Source organism: Allosphingosinicella deserti (assembly GCF_003012735.1).
GTDB lineage: Bacteria > Pseudomonadota > Alphaproteobacteria > Sphingomonadales > Sphingomonadaceae > Allosphingosinicella > Allosphingosinicella deserti.
Genome location: NZ_PXYI01000006.1, coordinates 366,518 through 381,923, shown reverse-complemented (window position 1 = coordinate 381,923; position 15,406 = coordinate 366,518). Strand labels below are relative to the sequence as shown.

Genomic DNA, 15,406 nt, shown 5'->3' with positions numbered 1-15,406 from the left:
ACCGATGATAGCCGCGCGTCCTGTTCCGCCGTTGGCGATCGAGACCGATCTTCCCCAGCCCTATCTTCTGTTCCTGGGCGATACGATCGAGCCCGGCTTCGCCAAGACCGCGTTCGGCCTGCGCGACTGGGCTCGCGACAAATGCGTCGGCGAGTTCGCCTGCTCGCCGGATGCCGTCAGCACCGGTCTCCCGCACATGCGGCCGGCGGCCGCTTATGCCAAAGGCGCCCGCGCGCTGGTGATCGGAGTCGCCAATAGCGGCGGCATCATCCCGATCTCCTGGCGCGCTTCTCTGGTCGAGGCGCTCTCCGCCGGGCTCGACATCGTCAGCGGCATGCATGTCCGGCTCGCCAGCCTCCCCGACATCGCCGAGGCGGCGTCGCGCTTCGGGAGGCGGCTGATCGACGTCCGCTCGCCCCCGGCTGCGATACCGATCGCAACCGGGCGCAAGCGCAGCGGCAAGCGCCTGCTCACCGTCGGCACCGATTGCGCGCTCGGCAAGAAATATACGGCCCTCGCGATCGCTCGGGAATTCCGCAATCGCGGCGTCGACGTGGATTTTCGCGCCACCGGCCAGACCGGCATCATGATCTCGGGCGGTGGTATCCCGATGGACGCGGTCATCGCCGATTTCGCGGCCGGCGCTGCGGAAATGCTCAGCCCTGACGCCGATCCGGCGCACTGGGACGTGATCGAAGGCCAGGGCTCGCTCTTCCACCCCGCTTATGCCGGAGTTTCGCTCGCGCTCCTCCACGGCAGCCAGCCGGACATCTTCATCGCCTGCCACGAGGCCGGGCGCGAGACCATCCTCGGCACACCCGGATTCGCCCTGCCCGAAATCGAGGAGGTGATCGCGCTCACGCATACGCTCGGTGCGCGCACCAATCCCGCCATCCGCTGCGGCGGCGTGACCATCAACACCGCCCATCTCTCCGATGCGGAGGCGTCGGCATTGCTCGATGCCGAGGCCGAGCGGCTCGGCCTGCCGGTGGCGGATCCGGTTCGGGGCGGCGCGCGCTTCGAGCGCCTGATCGCCGCTTGTCTCGCCTGATGGCGCGGGCAGAGCCAGGATCGGGCAGCTGGTTCGAACGCTTCCTGCTGCCCGGCCTCGCCTTCAAGGGCGTCGTCATCGGCGGCGGCTACGCCACCGGCCGGGAAATCGCCGAATTCTTCCTCGGCAGCGGTCCTGTCGGCGGGCTGATGGGCCTGGTGCTGGCAATGGCGATCTGGAGCGCCGTCTGCGCGCTTACCTTCGTCTTCGCAGTCGCGGTCGGAGCCCAGGATTACCGCACCTTCTTTCGCGCCCTGCTGGGGCCGTTCTGGATCCTGTTCGAAATCGTCTACGTGCTATTGATGATCCTGGTGCTTGCGGTGATGGCCGCAGCCGCCGGGAGCATCGGCGAAGCGTCGCTGGGCGCGCCCGCCTGGACCGGCACATTCGCGCTGATGGCCGCGACGATCGCGGTCACCACCCTCGGCACCGCCACCGCGGAGCGCATGTTCCGCTATTCCTCGAGCGTCATCTACATCGTCTACGCGGTCTTCATCCTGCTTGCCTTGGCCGCGTTCGGCGATCGCGTGGGGCCGCATCTCGCGCTGGCTGTTCCGACCACCGGCTGGATCGCCGGCGGCACCACTTATGCGGGCTACAACCTGATCGGCGCGGTCGCGGTCGTGCCGTTCCTGCGCCACATCAGCCGCCGCCGCGATGCGGCGATCGCCGGACTGGTCGCCGGGCCCTTGGCGATGGTGCCGGCCATATTCTTCTTTCTGGCGATGATTGCCTGGTATCCGGAGGTCGGGGCTGCCACCCTGCCGTCCGATTTCCTGCTGCAGCGGATCGGCGCTCCGTGGTTCGCGATCCTGTTCCAGCTGATGATCTTCTGCGCTTTGCTTGAAACCGGCGTTGGCATGGTCAATGCGCTGATCGAGCGGCTGGACGAAGCGCTGCGAGGCCGCGGGCGACGCTTCCCGCTGGCCGGGCGCCTCGGCGCCAGCGCGCTGCTCGTCGTCGGATCGGGCACGATCGCCGCCTGGTTCGGCCTGATCGACCTTATCGCCCGAGGCTATGGGGCGTTCGGCTACATCATGCTCGTCGTCTTCGTGCTTCCGCTCGCGACGATCGGCCTTGCGCGGTTGCTCCGGCGCGATCGTCCCATCCCTGTCCTCGCAGCCGGAGACCGCCCATGAAGAGCGCTTGTCTTGTCCTTGCCGTCGCTCTGCTTTCGCAGACCGCCCTCGCCGCACCGCCCGCCGATCTCGCGCAGCGGGTCGAAGCCCTGCGCAAGAGCTCCGGAACGCCCGGTGCCGCGATCGCCATCGTCGAGGATGGCCGCACCACCTTCGCGCGGGGCTTCGGCGTGACCGATCTCACCGCATCCAAGCCGGTGGACACCGACACATTGTTCTTCACCGGATCGACCGGCAAGGCGTTCACGTCGGCCGCGCTCGCCATCCTCGTCGATCAGGGCAAGATCAAGTGGGACGACAAGGTGATCGATCACATGCCGGATTTCCGGCTGTGGGACGCCTGGGTGACGCGCGAATTCACCATCCGCGATCTGCTCGTCCATCGCAGCGGCCTCGGGCTCGGCGCCGGCGACCTGCTGTTCGTCCCGCGAAGCAACTTGACGCGCAAGGAGATCGTGCGCCGCCTGCGCTTCATTCCGCCGGCGACGAGCTTCCGCAGCAGCTATGCCTATGACAATGTTCTCTACGTTGTCGCCGGCCAGCTGATCGAGGAGGTCAGCGGGCAGAGCTGGGAGCAGTTCATGCTCCGGAACGTGCTCCGCCCGGCCGGCATGAAACGCACCACCGTCGATGCGGCGGGACGCGCGGCGGCCGGCAATGTCGCGCGCCCGCATGCCCGGGTGAACGGCGTGATTCGGGGTGTCGGCGAGCAGGTTCCGCTCGGCCCCGAAGCGGTGATCCCGGCCAATGCCGCCCCCGCCGGCGGCCTGTCGGTGAGCGCCGAGGACATGAGCAAGTGGCTGACGCTGCAGCTTGCCCAGGGCGATCTTCCGGGCGAGGCGCGCCTGTTCAGCGAGGCGCAGGCCAAAGAGATGTGGACTCCGCAGGTGCTGATGCCGATCAGCCCCTGGCCCGAGCCGATCCGGCAGACCCAGGCGACCTTCAGCACCTATGCGCTCGGCTGGAACGTGCGCGATTATCATGGCGCGAAGATCGTCATGCATGGGGGCGGCGTGTTCGGATCGATCACCCAGGTGGTGCTGATCCCCGAGAAGAATGTCGGCTTTTCGATCATGATGAACAGCGAGGAATCCGGCATGCTCGCCGGCCTCACCTACGAACTGATCGACCATTATCTCGGCCGTCCCCGCAGCCAATGGCCGGAAGCCTTCACCGCCTTCCTCGACACTCGCCAGAAGGAGGCGATCGCTTTCCTGCAGACCCCGGCGGCGCAGCCGGCAAAGGTCGGCCCTTCGCTCCCCCTTGCCCGCTATGCCGGCGATTACAAGGATCCCTGGTTCGGAACGATCAAGATCCGCGAGAAAGCGGGCAAGCTCGCGGTGGAGTTCCCGCATTGGCCCGGCCTCGGCGCGACGCTCGATCATCATCAGTACGAGACCTTCAGGACGCGGTTCAACGATCCGGTCGTCGAGCCCGCTTACGTCACCTTCGCGCTCGATGCCGCAGGCAAGGTGGCGCGGATCACGATGCAGCCGGTCTCGCCGATCGCCGACTTCAGCTACGACTATCGCGATCTCGAGTTCGCACCGGTCGCGGCGGCCAACTGAGCCCACTCGCCTCTCCACCTCTTTCGGTCTACGACCAAGACGAAATCGGAGGGACGCGATGGGACGGAACTGGTTTTGCGTACTGGCGCTGGCTCTGGCCGCGCCGGCTGCAGCCCAGCCGGCGAGGGTCGGCGACTTCCAACGGTCGGTCGATATCGGCAAGGTCGGCAAGACAGGGGCAGCGGTGCGCGATGCCGCCGGCACCTACCGGATCACCGGCGGCGGCGCGAACATCTGGGGCAGCGAGGACGCCTTCCGCTATCTCTCGACCGTCCGATCGGGCGATCTTCATATCGAGGCGGACGTCGCCTTCCTCGGCGCCGGCAAGGATCCGCACCGCAAGGCCGGTCTGATGATCCGCCAGAATCTGACGCCGGGATCGCCTTATGCCGACGTCATGCTCCACGGCGACGGCCTCGTCTCGCTGCAATATCGCGAGGTCCAGGACGGGCCGACCCACGAGATCCGATCCAACGCGACGGGTGCCAAACGGCTGCGGCTCGAGCGCGAGGGGGCCTATGTCTTCTTCTCGGTCGCAGGTGCCGACGGAGTCCTGCGGCACGCCGGCGGCAACACGCCGATCGGCTTCGCGGGTCCCTATCATGTCGGCCTCGCGGTCTCCGCGCATGACGATGCGGTGACCGAAACGGCGACCTTCGCCAACGTCGCGCTGCGCGTGCCGACGCTCGCCCACGTGCCGGACACCGGCTATCCCGCCGCCGTTGAAAGCACGCTCGAGGTGATGGACGTCACCGGCGCCGAGAGCCGCCGCGTCGTCCGCCATTTCGACGGCAAGATCGAGGCGCCGAACTGGACTCGTGACGGCCAGTGGCTGATCTACAACAGCAAGGGGCTGCTCTACCGAATCCCGCCGGCCGGCGGCACGCCGGACGCGATCGAGACCGGGCCGCAGCGCAAGAACAACAACGATCACGGCATCTCGCCCGATGGCCGCTGGCTCGCCATCTCCGATCAGTCGCAGGCCGATGATCATTCCCGCATCTACGTGCTGCCGATCGGCGGATCGAAGACGCCGCGGCTGGTCGCCGGCCATGCCTCGACACCGTCCTATTGGCATGGCTGGTCGCCCGACGGGCGCACCATCGCCTATACCGCGACGCGGCCGGAAACGAACGACTTCGACATCTACGCGAAGGATCTCGCCGGCGGTGCCGAGCGGCGGCTCTCGACCGCGCCGGGCCTCGACGACGGTCCGGAATACTCGCCCGACGGCCGCCACATCTACTTCAACTCGGCACGGTCGGGCGCAATGCAGATCTGGCGGATCGGCGCGGACGGCAGCGATCCCGAGCAGGTCACCAGGGACCCAGCCTGGCGGGACTGGTTTCCGCATTTCTCGCCCGACGGGAAATGGATCGTGTTCATCTCCTTCGGTCTCGACGTCGCCCTTGGCGATCACCCGCCGAACCGCGACGTGATGCTCCGCATCATGCCTGCCGACGGCAGTGCACGGCCGCGGGTGCTCACCCGGCTGTTTGGCGGCCAGGGGACGATCAACGTCCCCAGCTGGTCCCCGGACGGGAAGCAGATCGCCTTCGTCAGTTACCGGCTGGTGCGCTGACGGCGCGGGCCTGCTGCGCGGCAAGCTCCTTCTCGAACCCGCGCTCCGCGCTCTCCACCTGCCGCCGAAGCTCGCCGGAATCGACGAACGCTTGAGAGTCGCCTGCCAGCTGGCGCGCGCGCTTGGCTTCCATGTCGAAGAATTCAGGGTGGAAATTAACGAAGATGTCCACCTTCATGCCCTTGAGTCTGGCATAGGTCGCGCGGAAATCGGCGGCGGCGTTCGGATAGGTCGGATCATCGATCAGCTTCTGGCCGGCGACGGTGAGGCTGCAGGCGAACAGGATCGTCCCCGCCTTAGTCGGCATCGACCAGGAGGTACAGCCGCGCGTATGCCCCGGCGTCACATTGGCGGTCAGGACAGTCGCGCCGAGGCGAAGCCGCTCGCCGTCGCGGACGATCCGATCGACGTTGACCGCGGGCGCCGGCGGCAGTTCCGGCCGTCCCGCGACCTGACCGCTTTCGAGATCGGCCCGGTCTCCGGCCGCGGCAACCAGCCTGGAGCCCGTCAGCCGCTTCAGTTCGGCAAGGCCGCCGGAATGGTCAAAATGGGCATGGTTGATCAGCAGGTATTTGACGTCCCGCAGGCGAAAGCCGAGCTTCCGGATATTGGCCGCGATCAGCGGCGCGCTCTCGGGCAGCCCTCCGTCGATCAGCACATGTCCCTTGGGATCGGTGATCAGATAGGCGCCGAGCCCCCTGGTGCCGACATAATGGACATTGGCCGCGATCCGGAACGGCGCCATCGGCTGATTCCATTCGATCCGCTGATCGTTGCTCTGGGCATGGCTGCCGGCCGGGATCGTGCAGCCCAGGACGGACAAGGCCAGGATCATGTTTCGCATCATCACTCCTTCAAGGTCTGCAGCCTGATGCCGCAGCCGCGGCTGCGGCGGCAAAGGATCTTCCGTCGCCGCAGCCATGAGCAAACCTAATGCATCGCCGGCCCGCGCATCGGGGGCTCTCAGGGCAAGCTGTCGCTATAAGGGAAGGATGAACCGCTTCCTGCCCCTGATCCTGCTCGGCCTCGCTTGCACCGCGCCTGCCGGCGCCCAATCGCTGCGCGACTTCTGCGCCGATGCGCCTGGACTCGGCACGCCAAGCTGCACGCTCGACAAGGACCACGCCGCGATCGAATTCGGTGCGATCGACTGGACACGCGATCAGGACGCCGGACGCCGTGAGGACACGGTTTTCACCGGCGACATGCTCTTTCGCTACGGCGTCACCGACTCGCTGGAAGCGCAGGTAGGCTGGGCCGCTTATGGCCATGTGCGCGAGCGCGCCGCCGACGGCGCGGTTCGCCGCGCGGACGGCACCGGAGACGTGCGGCTGGCACTCCGACAAAATCTTGCCAATCCAGACGGCTCCGGCTTTTCGATTGCCTTGATGCCCTCCGTCACCTTGCCGACCGGCGGATCGGCGATCGGCGTCGGCGACTGGAGCGCGAGCCTGCTGGTGCCGGTCAGCTACGAGCTGACCGATGCGTTTTCGCTTGGCTTCACCGGCGAGATCGACGGTGCCGCCGACGAAGACGGCGGCGGCCACCATCTCGCTTATGGCGGCATCGCCGGCCTCGAGGCGTCGCTCACCGGCACGCTCAGCGCGGCGGCCGAACTGGCCGCATCGCGCGACGAGGAGCAGGGCACGACCGAATGGCTCGCCGGGCTGTCGCTGGCGATGATGCGGGGCGAGTCGCTGCAATTCGGCGCCGGGGCGAATATCGGCCTCAACCACGAGGCAGCCGATCTCCAGCTTTACCTGAACGTCGCCAAGCGCTTCTGAGCCGGGCGCTTCCGCTACGCCGCTGATGGGGATAGCCATTGCGCATGGTTCGTCCCCACCTTCCGCTCAATGCTCTCCGCGCCTTCGAAGCGTCGGCACGCCACCTCTCCTTCACCCTCGCCGCGATCGAGCTCTGCGTCACCCAGGCCGCGATCAGTCACCAGGTGAAGGGACTGGAGGACAAGCTGGGGCACAAGCTGTTCCGCCGCCTGCCCCGCGGCCTCGCGCTGACCGACGAAGGGCTCGCCTTGCTGCCGACCCTGGTCGCCAGCTTCGATCGGATCGCCGACGCGCTCGAGCATGTCGGCGAAGGCCGCGCCCGGGAGGTGCTCACCGTCGGCGCGGTCAACACCTTCGCCACGGGATGGCTGATTCCGCGCCTGCCAGCGCTCGCTGCGGCCTGTCCGACGCTCGATCTGCGCCTGTTCACCAACAACAACCGGGTCGACATCGCCGCCGAGGGCCTGGATTTCGCGATCCGCTTCGGCGACGGCGCCTGGCACGGCACGGATGCCGTGCCGTTGATGGAGGCCCCGTTCGCGCCCTTGTGCACGCCCGCGGTGGCTGCCCGGCTCGCGAGCCCCGCCGATCTGCTCCGCGAGACCCTGCTTCGCTCCTATCGCAGCGACGAGTGGACGCGGTGGTTTGCGGCCGCCGACATCGCCGCGCCGCCGGTGCGCGGCCCGGTATTCGATTCGTCGCTGGCGATGGTCGACGCCGCCGCGCAGGGCCTCGGCGTCGCCCTCGCCCCACCCGCGATGTTCACCCGCCTCCTCGATGCCGGCGCCATCGTCCAGCCGTTCGCCGCCGCCGCGCCGGCCGGCGGCTACTGGCTCACTTGGCTCAAGTCACGCGCGCCCACCCCGGCTATGGCGGCGTTCCAGGGCTGGATCACGGCAGAGGCCGCCGGAGATGCCGATCCCGGTTAGGCTTGTGGGCCCTTCACAGGGGGGAGATCGATCCCGACCAGCTTCCAGCCAAGCCCGCGCCGTGCGAACACCAGCCCGCTGTCCGGCATGTCCTTGCCGGCAACGACGAAGCGGTTCAGCCCCTGACGGCGGATCACCGGCTCCGGCCTTTCGTCCTTGCCGGTGGACGCGTCCTTCGGCTGCTCGATCGTCAGCCGCGTGAAGGCCTGGTTGATCGCGGAAGGCGATACCATCCGATCGACGAGCGGACCGATCAGCGCCAAGCCCATCACGCCTGCGAGCTTCGCCTGCGGGCTGCCGTCCTTCTTCGATTCTTGCTCGATCCGGGCGGTGAGCTCGGCCTTCATGTCCTGGCGCAGCGCCGGATAATCGACATAGGCGGAGAAGGCCGCCTCGTCCCGCGCCTTGGCGGCCGCGACCATCGATCGCAACGTCCAGCCCGGCGAGAAGACATACCAGCCGGCACCGCCTGCGATCACCAGCGCGAAGGCGGCAATGGCCGCGATGAGGGTCTTGCGCATGCGTGTCTCCGAGTCAGCAGAAAGGAAAGCGGGTCAGGATCGGGCCGGAGGCATCGCCGTCGGCAGCAACGGCTCCTGGAGCGCGGATGCGCGGCGTTGCTCGCCTTCATACGCGAGCCTCGTCAAACGCTCGGCAAGAAAATCGAGCACGAGGCGCACCGGCGGCACGTGGCGCAGCCGTTCGTGGGTCAGCAGCCACAGCCCCTTGTGGCCTTCTTGCCCCGGCGGCAGGCAGCAGATCAGGTCGGGGTCGAAATCGGCAACGAAGCAGGGCAAGGCCGCCAGCCCGAAGCCCGAGCGCACCGCCGACAGGAGACCGGTCGCCGAGCCGTGATGGATCGCCACCGCGTCCTCGAGCTCGTTGCGCTTCAGCCACTCGCCATAATGCAGCCAGACGTTGCGCCCGCCGCCGCCGATCAGCGGATGGCGGCGCAGCGCTCGCCGGCTGCGCGGCCGGCCGTTCGCCTCGGCGTAAGCGCGGCTGCAATAGATTGCCCAGTCACCGGTCGCGACTCGTCGGCCGACCAGGCCGCCGCCCGAAAGCGTGTCCGCGCTGCGCAGCGCGACATCGGCGGCCCCGGCGGCGAGATCGCGAACCTCCTCGCTCGTGTCGAGCTCGATCCGGATCGACGGATGGAGTTCGTGCAGATCGCGCAGGATCGGCGCGAGCACGGTCACCGCGAAGATTTCCTCGGTGGTCAGCCGCACGCCCCCGCTGACCTCGCGCACCTGCGCGGCGGCGGCATCGGCGAAGGCCGAAGCCGCGGCTTCCACCTTGCGGGCATGATCGAGCAGCGCTTCCCCCGCCGGTGTCAGCGCATAGCCGGCCTGCCGTCGCTCGAAGAGGGTCGTGCCGAGCGACTCCTCGAGCGCGGTGACCCGGCGGGCGGCGGTGGTCTGGCTGACCCGCAGGGCGCGCCCCGCGGCAAGCGTGCTGCCGCTGTCGGCGACGGCCAGGAAATAGCGAAGATCGTTCCAGTCGAGCATCGGGCTATTCTGCACTTTTGCAGAACGACTTCGCAACATCGTTGTTCGTCATTCCTGCAGCGCTAGGCGTAAAGAGGCTCTGCGCCGGCGCCGGCACATCACACAGAAACACTGGAGACAGCGATGAAAATCCCCCTTTCGCTGGTGACCGTCGGCGCCCTTTTCATCTTCGCGCCGGTCGCCGCCCAACAGCCGCAATCGCAGCCGGCTGCGGCCCACATCACCTATGACGACCTCGACCTCGGCAGCGCGCGCGGAGTCGCCGAGCTCGATCGCCGCATTGCCGGCGCGATCCGCGATTTTTGCGGCACCGCGTCAGACATCAACCTGGAGGGCAAGAACGATGTCCGCCGTTGCCGGGTGGAAGCCCGCGAGGGGGCCGCGCGTCAGCGCGAACAGGCACTCGCCGCGTCCCGCAGCAGCGAGGACCGCCTTCTGGCGAGCTCCGGCGATTCCGCCGCCGCGCGGAGCCGGTGAACGTCCGGCGGTCGGCCGGGCACGAACAAGGGCGCGGAAGCGGAAGCTTCAGCGCCCTTTCGGCATGGTGAAACGGATAGCGGAAGCTCGGGCGATCACATTCTCTCCGCGACGCCCGCGTCTGCCGCCCGGCGCTGGCTCGCATCGGCCGCTTCCATGCGGCGCATGATCGCCTTGAGCACGATGTCGGGGATGCGGCGGCCTTGGGCGGCAAGCCGGTGCACTTCGGCAAGATCAGCATCGCTGATGTGATGGCTCGCGTCGCTAAGCATAGTGCTTTGTAAGGGATCCATCGTTTCCAAAATCATAACGGAGCCGTCCGCTTCCGCCCGAAAGAGGCCGCGGCTTCCGCCCGAAGGAGGTCGCGGATTGCTCGTCGGTTCGGGGCTTAACGCATCAAATCGCAGATCGACGCATCGCGAGTTCAGATGATCCTGTCGGGACAGCAGCCGCGCATATGGAGTAATCTCCAGGGCGACTCGCCCGCGCGGGTCCCCTCCATGGACGGGGCATTGATGTCGCTTCGAGGTTCTCAATTGTGCGGCGTCGCTGCCGTCCTGTTTACCGTTTCCGCACCGCTCGCGGCCGCGGCGCCGATGACCGACGCCGCCGTCGAGGAGGCGTTCCAATCGATCCAGCGGGCGGTCGAAGCGCGCGACGTCGCCGCGCTCCGGCGGCTTGTCCATCCCCGTTTCGAGATGCTCCACGCTTTCGGGCAGGTGGATCGCTACGACATCTGGCTGACGCTGGTCGCCGGCGGCAAGCTTCCGCGGCAGATCTCCGACATTCGGGAATATGATCGGACGATCAGCCGGGTCGGCGAGGTCGCGATCCGAAGCTCGATCGTGCGCTTTCGCGATCCGAAGGGCCGGCGCGATTCCTGGTTGCGCGGCTCCACCACCTTCGTCCTCGAAGGCGGCCAATGGCGCCAGCTACGACACCAATCGGCATTGCTTCACGAGGCACCGAGCGCCGATGCGGCCCGGCTGGAAGACTATATCGGGACCTATTCGATCCCGAAGCGCGACGGCTTCCGCCTGATCGAGCGGGACGGGCTTCTCCAACTCGAATGGACGACGGGCGCGAAGTTGCCGCTGGTTCCGATCGGTCCCGATCGCTTCGGCGCCGGGCCGCTGTCGACGATGCGCTTCACTCGCGGCCCTGATGGCAAGGTCGCCACCGCCGTTCGCGGCGGCCCGGAAGGAATATGGTGGACGGCGGCGTGGGCCGGTGATGATCGACGATGATGCGAGGCGCTGTGCGCAGGCGTCAGCCGTTCGCGCCGGAGAGGAAGCTGATCGGTACGGGACCGTCGCCGAAATCATATTGCGAGGTGCTGGCGCCTCCCGCTTCATGGAAGCCTTCGATCAATCGCGCGTTGACCCCGATCCGGCCGCCGAGCTGGGAATTGGAATGCCAGTGGGTCGTGCACCCGCATTTCGGGCAATGATGGAAGCGAATCGTCTCGCTCCCCCAGACATAGCCTTCCGTATACCCGTCCGTCGCGACCTGGCTGTCGTCATAATGGGCCCACAGCATTCCGCGCCGGCTGCACAGCGAGCAATCGCAGGCGATGACCTCGTGCGGCCTTTCCGTGAGGATCAGGCGGACGGCCTGGCAGTGGCAGCTTCCACGAACGCTCACGAGCGGCTCCTTCCCGAGTCGCCCCCCGACCACACTGTACCCCTCCTCTCCCCTTCAGGGGAGAGGGTAGGGAGAGGGGGAGACTGGTTCTCGGACAGGGGGCGCGGGAGGAGAGGCACTGCCCCTCTTCCCGGCCTCTCCCCCTGAAGGGAAGAGGCGCTGAGGAGTTCTAGAGCTTCTCGGTCAGTTCGGGCACCAGTTTGAACAGGTCGCCGACCAGGCCGATGTCGGCGACCTGGAAGATCGGGGCATCCTCGTCCTTGTTGATCGCAACGATCAGCTTGGAATCCTTCATTCCGGCAAGATGCTGGATCGCGCCCGAAATGCCGACCGCGACATAAAGCTCCGGAGCGACGATCTTGCCGGTCTGGCCGACCTGGTAATCGTTCGGCGCGTAGCCGGCATCGACGGCGGCGCGGCTGGCACCGACCGCGGCGCCGAGCTTGTCCGCAAGCGGATCGATGACCTGGTGGAAGGCCTCGCCCGAGCCGAGCGCGCGCCCGCCCGAGACGATGATCTTGGCGCTGGTCAGTTCGGGGCGCTCCGAGGCGGCGATCTCGGCGCCGACGAAGCTGGACAGGCCGGCATCGCCGCTGCCCGAGACCGCCTCGATCGTGCCGGAGCCGCCGTCGCGCGCCGCTTTCTCGAACGCCGTGCCGCGAACGGTGAGTACCTTCTTCGCGTCGGACGACTTGACCGTGGCGATCGCGTTGCCGGCGTAGATCGGCCGCACGAAGGTGTCGGCATCGACCACGTCGATCACATCCGAAATCTGCATCACGTCGAGCAAGGCGGCGACGCGCGGCGCGACATTCTTGCCGGTGGTCGTCGCCGGCGCGACGAACGCGTCGTGGTGGCCCATGAGTTGGGCGATGACCGGCGCGACATTCTCGGCCAGCTGGTGGGCGTAGGCGGCATCCTCGGCAACGTGGACCTTGCCGACGCCGGCAATCTTCGCCGCCGCCTCGGCAACGCCGGAGACGCTGTCGCCGACAACCAGCAGGTGGACTTCGCCGAGCTTGGCAGCGGCGGTGACCGCCGACAGGGTGGCGTCCTTCAGATCGCCATTTTCATGTTCGACGAGAACGAGGCTCTTCATCCGATAACTCCCGTGGTGCGGAGGCGGTCGATCAGCTCGTCGACGGAGCCGACCTTGACTCCGGCTTCGCGCTTCGACGGCTCGCGCACGCTAAGCGTCGTCAGCCGCGGCGTCGTGTCGACACCGTAATCGGCCGGAGACTTGGTCGCGAGCGGCTTCGATTTCGCCTTCATGATGTTGGGCAAGCTCGCATAACGCGGCTCGTTGAGGCGCAGATCGGTGGTGACGATCGCCGGAAGCTTCAGCTTCACCGTCTCCAGCCCGCCATCGACCTCACGGGTGACGTCGACGCTGTCGCCGGACACCTCGACCTTGGAGGCGAACGTGCCCTGGGCCCAGCCGAGCAGAGCGGCGAGCATCTGACCGGTCTGGTTGGAATCGTCGTCGATCGCCTGCTTGCCGAGAACGACCAGGCCGGGCTGCTCCTCCGCGGCGATTTTCGCCAGGATCTTGGCGACGGCGAGCGGCTCCACCGCATCGTCGGTCTGAACCAGGATCGCGCGATCGGCGCCCATCGCAAGCGCGGTGCGCAACGTCTCCTGCGCCTTGGCAGGGCCGATCGACACCACCACGATCTCGGTCGCGACACCCTTCTCCTTCAACCGGATCGCCTCTTCCACGGCGATCTCGTCGAACGGGTTCATGCTCATCTTGACGTTGGCGAGATCGACCCCGCTGCCGTCCGCCTTCACCCGCGGCTTCACATTGTAATCGATCACCCGTTTCACGGGCACGAGCAGCTTCATGCAACCTTCTCCTCACAAGCGTTCCTCTCCCTCGAGACCATCAAAGTTGCACTTTGACGGGGCCCCGACGGGAGAGGGGCAGTGCCTTAGAACGTCATCCGGCCGCCGACCGAGATGATGAACGCCTTGGCGTCCCGCAGCGTGCCGTTGACCACGATCGGAGTCTGTGCGGCAGTGCCGGCATAGGCGGCAGTGGTGCGATCGATCGTCTCCTTGTCGAAATGGACATAGTTGAAGGCGGCGTCGAGCGCGAGACGCGGGTTGACCTGGACGGTGCCGCCGGCACCGAAATTCCAGCGGTCGGCGTCCGGCACGCGTGCGTCGCGCTCGCCGTCGACGGTCGGAGTCGACGCGTGCTGCACGCCGGCGCGCAGGATCAGCTTCTCCGAGGCTTGATAATCGAAGCCGCCGGCAAGGCTCCAGCTGTTCTGATAGCCTTCGGGAATCGCCGTGTTGAGCGGCGCGCCGAGGCGGATCTCGTCGAACTTGCTCCAGGTGTAGCGGATGCCCTGGGTGTTGAGGGTGAGCGCGGGGCTGACCTTGAACCGCGCGCCGACGATGATCTGCGCCGGCGTGTAGAAGGTGGCGCTGACTCCGTCGAGCTCGCGGTTCTGCGCGGCGAGAGGACCTTGCAGCCCGCTGATCTCGATCGAGCCGTCAAGCTTGTGCTTGATCGCCGATTTGTAGCTGATGCCGACGGTGACGAATTCATTGTGCATCTGCACGCCGGCGGACCAGCCGAAATCCCAGCCATTGCCCTTCAGCACCTGGCGGCCGTCGGGAAGCGCTGCCGAGAGATTGGGCAGCGCATTGGAGAGGCTGGCGTCGGTATATTCGACGTTGAGCGCGGCACCGGCGCGCAGCCAGTCCGTTACCGCGTAAGCAACGCTGGGCTGGATATCCATGGTCAAGAGCTTGGTCTTGTCGGCAGTGTAGCGGGCCCAGCTGTCCTCCGCATAATCGGTGGTGAAGCTGTAGGGCGAGCTGACCGCGAGACCGAAAGCGAGCCGATCGCTGACCGGCACAGCGACGGCGAAGGCGGGAAGCATTCCATTGTTGATCGGGTTCTTGGTAACAGGATCGCCGCCCACCGGGGCAAAGGTCTGGCCGGGACGGCGGATCAGAGTGTTGCTGTTGGCGACTTCCCCGCGCGGCAGAATAAGGGAGGCGGACAGCGACACATCCGTCGTCTCGATGCCGGCGATGGCCGCCGGGTTCCACCACAAGGAGGCGGCGCCGGTGTCGGCACCCTCGCCCGAGAAAGCGCGGCCGGCAGCGCGCGCCGACTGTTCCTGCAGATAGAAAGCCTGGGCGTTGGCGGCAGTGGCGAAACCGAAGCTGGCGGTAAGGGCGGAGGCAGCAACGAGAGCGGTCTTGAGATACGACATCAGATCATCCTGTAAGCGATACGGCACGCGGTACCGGGAAGCAGAAAACGGGTATGGAAAAACGTGTGCGTGACGCGATCAGCGCACGCGGGTCCAGGTCTGGGTCTTGCAGAGCGGACGGAACACGCAGCCTTTGACCTTGAGCTGGTTCGGGCCTTCAGGGGTCACGTACGCGGTGTAGGTCTTGCCGTCTTCGGCATTGTAGATCTTGCCGCCGCTCCAGCCGGTGCCGTCGGCCTTGAAGCCGCTCAGGATCTGCAAGCCGCGCAGCGGGCGACCGCGAAGCGCGGCGTCGCTGTTCCTGGCGTCCTTGAGGTTGGGGTTGGTGCGCAGAAGGTCCGACGTCAGAAGACGTCCGCAGATCGAGGCGCCGCAGCGCTGGATCTCCACGATACCGCCGCGTGTCTCGGTCTTCCAGCGGCCGACCGCCGCATCCTGCGGCGCCGCCATCGCCATGGCGAGCATGGTAATCAGCATCAATCCTCTCCTTA

General features: G+C 67.0%; 17 protein-coding genes. 8 read left to right on the top strand and 9 right to left on the bottom strand.

Annotated features, from left to right (window positions below):
* Positions 1-4: 4 nt before the first annotated feature.
* Genes C7I55_RS19195 through C7I55_RS19180 form a run of 4 tightly spaced genes read left to right on the top strand, consistent with a single transcriptional unit; the run spans position 5 to position 5,340 of the window.
* On the top strand, positions 5-1,051 hold the full coding sequence (locus C7I55_RS19195; protein WP_106514617.1) for a DUF1611 domain-containing protein: 1,047 nt from the start codon (positions 5-7) through the stop codon (positions 1,049-1,051).
* Positions 1,039-2,190 (top strand): YkvI family membrane protein, encoded by a 1,152-nt coding sequence (locus C7I55_RS19190; protein WP_233222300.1) that lies wholly within the window; start codon positions 1,039-1,041, stop codon positions 2,188-2,190. Before C7I55_RS19195 ends, C7I55_RS19190 begins: the two co-directional genes overlap by 13 nt.
* Entirely contained in the window at positions 2,187-3,758 is a 1,572-nt protein-coding gene (locus tag C7I55_RS19185) for a serine hydrolase (protein ID WP_106514615.1), read from the top strand. The genes C7I55_RS19190 and C7I55_RS19185 overlap by 4 nt, the downstream gene beginning before the upstream one ends.
* 58 nt (positions 3,759-3,816) lie before the next feature.
* The gene (locus C7I55_RS19180) at positions 3,817-5,340 is read left to right on the top strand and encodes a TolB family protein (protein ID WP_106514614.1); all 1,524 of its coding nucleotides are present in this window, start codon (positions 3,817-3,819) and stop codon (positions 5,338-5,340) included.
* On the opposite strand, the gene bla is transcribed toward C7I55_RS19180, so the two are convergent.
* A complete protein-coding gene (gene bla, locus C7I55_RS19175; protein WP_106514682.1) occupies positions 5,318-6,184 on the bottom strand; it encodes a subclass B3 metallo-beta-lactamase in 867 nt (288 codons plus the stop codon). The genes C7I55_RS19180 and bla overlap by 23 nt on opposite strands.
* Positions 6,185-6,332: 148 nt before the next feature.
* Between bla and C7I55_RS19170 the strand changes: the two genes are divergently transcribed.
* Together C7I55_RS19170 and C7I55_RS19165 are read left to right on the top strand one after the other, a co-directional pair.
* Positions 6,333-7,124, top strand: coding sequence for a transporter (locus C7I55_RS19170; protein WP_106514613.1), 792 nt, complete (start codon positions 6,333-6,335; stop codon positions 7,122-7,124).
* 44 nt (positions 7,125-7,168) lie between these two features.
* Positions 7,169-8,053, top strand: a complete 885-nt coding sequence (locus tag C7I55_RS19165; RefSeq protein WP_106514612.1) for a LysR family transcriptional regulator — start codon at positions 7,169-7,171, stop codon at positions 8,051-8,053.
* On the opposite strand, the gene C7I55_RS19160 is transcribed toward C7I55_RS19165, so the two are convergent.
* Together C7I55_RS19160 and C7I55_RS19155 are read right to left on the bottom strand one after the other, a co-directional pair.
* Positions 8,050-8,574 (bottom strand): DUF2939 domain-containing protein, encoded by a 525-nt coding sequence (locus tag C7I55_RS19160; protein ID WP_106514611.1) that lies wholly within the window; start codon positions 8,572-8,574, stop codon positions 8,050-8,052. The genes C7I55_RS19165 and C7I55_RS19160 overlap by 4 nt on opposite strands.
* Before the next feature lie 33 nt (positions 8,575-8,607).
* Positions 8,608-9,561 (bottom strand): LysR family transcriptional regulator, encoded by a 954-nt coding sequence (locus C7I55_RS19155; protein WP_106514610.1) that lies wholly within the window; start codon positions 9,559-9,561, stop codon positions 8,608-8,610.
* Positions 9,562-9,684: 123 nt separating this feature from the next.
* Here C7I55_RS19155 and C7I55_RS19150 point away from each other — a divergent pair, with 123 nt between their 5' ends.
* Positions 9,685-10,038 (top strand): UrcA family protein, encoded by a 354-nt coding sequence (locus C7I55_RS19150; RefSeq protein ID WP_106514609.1) that lies wholly within the window; start codon positions 9,685-9,687, stop codon positions 10,036-10,038.
* Positions 10,039-10,133: 95 nt separating this feature from the next.
* On the opposite strand, the gene C7I55_RS28250 is transcribed toward C7I55_RS19150, so the two are convergent.
* Positions 10,134-10,667 (bottom strand): hypothetical protein, encoded by a 534-nt coding sequence (locus C7I55_RS28250; protein WP_158266503.1) that lies wholly within the window; start codon positions 10,665-10,667, stop codon positions 10,134-10,136.
* Here C7I55_RS28250 and C7I55_RS19145 point away from each other — a divergent pair.
* Positions 10,635-11,285: a nuclear transport factor 2 family protein gene (locus C7I55_RS19145; protein WP_158266502.1), complete on the top strand. Its 651-nt coding sequence runs from the start codon at positions 10,635-10,637 to the stop codon at positions 11,283-11,285. The genes C7I55_RS28250 and C7I55_RS19145 overlap by 33 nt on opposite strands.
* A 22-nt stretch (positions 11,286-11,307) precedes the next feature.
* Here C7I55_RS19145 and C7I55_RS19140 read toward each other — a convergent pair whose 3' ends face one another.
* The 5 genes from C7I55_RS19140 to C7I55_RS19120 form a co-directional block, all read right to left on the bottom strand.
* Positions 11,308-11,682 carry a GFA family protein gene (locus C7I55_RS19140; protein WP_199192924.1) on the bottom strand — a complete coding sequence of 125 codons (375 nt, stop codon included), beginning with the start codon at positions 11,680-11,682 and terminating at the stop codon, positions 11,308-11,310.
* 169 nt (positions 11,683-11,851) lie between these two features.
* Entirely contained in the window at positions 11,852-12,781 is a 930-nt protein-coding gene (locus C7I55_RS19135; RefSeq protein ID WP_106514607.1) for an electron transfer flavoprotein subunit alpha/FixB family protein, read from the bottom strand.
* Positions 12,778-13,527 carry an electron transfer flavoprotein subunit beta/FixA family protein gene (locus C7I55_RS19130; RefSeq protein ID WP_106514606.1) on the bottom strand — a complete coding sequence of 250 codons (750 nt, stop codon included), beginning with the start codon at positions 13,525-13,527 and terminating at the stop codon, positions 12,778-12,780. The genes C7I55_RS19135 and C7I55_RS19130 overlap by 4 nt, the downstream gene beginning before the upstream one ends.
* A gap of 86 nt (positions 13,528-13,613) precedes the next feature.
* Positions 13,614-14,915 carry an OmpP1/FadL family transporter gene (locus C7I55_RS19125; RefSeq protein WP_199192922.1) on the bottom strand — a complete coding sequence of 434 codons (1,302 nt, stop codon included), beginning with the start codon at positions 14,913-14,915 and terminating at the stop codon, positions 13,614-13,616.
* Between the two features lie 78 nt (positions 14,916-14,993).
* Positions 14,994-15,392 (bottom strand): DUF2147 domain-containing protein, encoded by a 399-nt coding sequence (locus C7I55_RS19120; protein ID WP_106514605.1) that lies wholly within the window; start codon positions 15,390-15,392, stop codon positions 14,994-14,996.
* Positions 15,393-15,406: the final 14 nt, after the last annotated feature.

Excerpts from the sequence above, each read along its gene's own strand:
- C7I55_RS19195 (WP_106514617.1), top strand. The coding sequence starts at position 5 with ATGATAGCCGCGCGTCCTGTTCCGCCGTTGGCGATCGAGACCGATCTT.
- C7I55_RS19185 (WP_106514615.1), top strand. The coding sequence starts at position 2,187 with ATGAAGAGCGCTTGTCTTGTCCTTGCCGTCGCTCTGCTTTCGCAGACC.
- C7I55_RS19180 (WP_106514614.1), top strand. The coding sequence starts at position 3,817 with ATGGGACGGAACTGGTTTTGCGTACTGGCGCTGGCTCTGGCCGCGCCG.
- bla (WP_106514682.1), bottom strand. The coding sequence starts at position 6,184 with ATGCGAAACATGATCCTGGCCTTGTCCGTCCTGGGCTGCACGATCCCG.
- C7I55_RS19170 (WP_106514613.1), top strand. The coding sequence starts at position 6,333 with ATGAACCGCTTCCTGCCCCTGATCCTGCTCGGCCTCGCTTGCACCGCG.
- C7I55_RS19165 (WP_106514612.1), top strand. The coding sequence starts at position 7,169 with ATGGTTCGTCCCCACCTTCCGCTCAATGCTCTCCGCGCCTTCGAAGCG.
- C7I55_RS19160 (WP_106514611.1), bottom strand. The coding sequence starts at position 8,574 with ATGCGCAAGACCCTCATCGCGGCCATTGCCGCCTTCGCGCTGGTGATC.
- C7I55_RS19155 (WP_106514610.1), bottom strand. The coding sequence starts at position 9,561 with ATGCTCGACTGGAACGATCTTCGCTATTTCCTGGCCGTCGCCGACAGC.
- C7I55_RS19150 (WP_106514609.1), top strand. The coding sequence starts at position 9,685 with ATGAAAATCCCCCTTTCGCTGGTGACCGTCGGCGCCCTTTTCATCTTC.
- C7I55_RS19145 (WP_158266502.1), top strand. The coding sequence starts at position 10,635 with ATGACCGACGCCGCCGTCGAGGAGGCGTTCCAATCGATCCAGCGGGCG.
- C7I55_RS19135 (WP_106514607.1), bottom strand. The coding sequence starts at position 12,781 with ATGAAGAGCCTCGTTCTCGTCGAACATGAAAATGGCGATCTGAAGGAC.
- C7I55_RS19130 (WP_106514606.1), bottom strand. The coding sequence starts at position 13,527 with ATGAAGCTGCTCGTGCCCGTGAAACGGGTGATCGATTACAATGTGAAG.
- C7I55_RS19125 (WP_199192922.1), bottom strand. The coding sequence starts at position 14,915 with ATGTCGTATCTCAAGACCGCTCTCGTTGCTGCCTCCGCCCTTACCGCC.
- C7I55_RS19120 (WP_106514605.1), bottom strand. The coding sequence starts at position 15,392 with ATGCTGATTACCATGCTCGCCATGGCGATGGCGGCGCCGCAGGATGCG.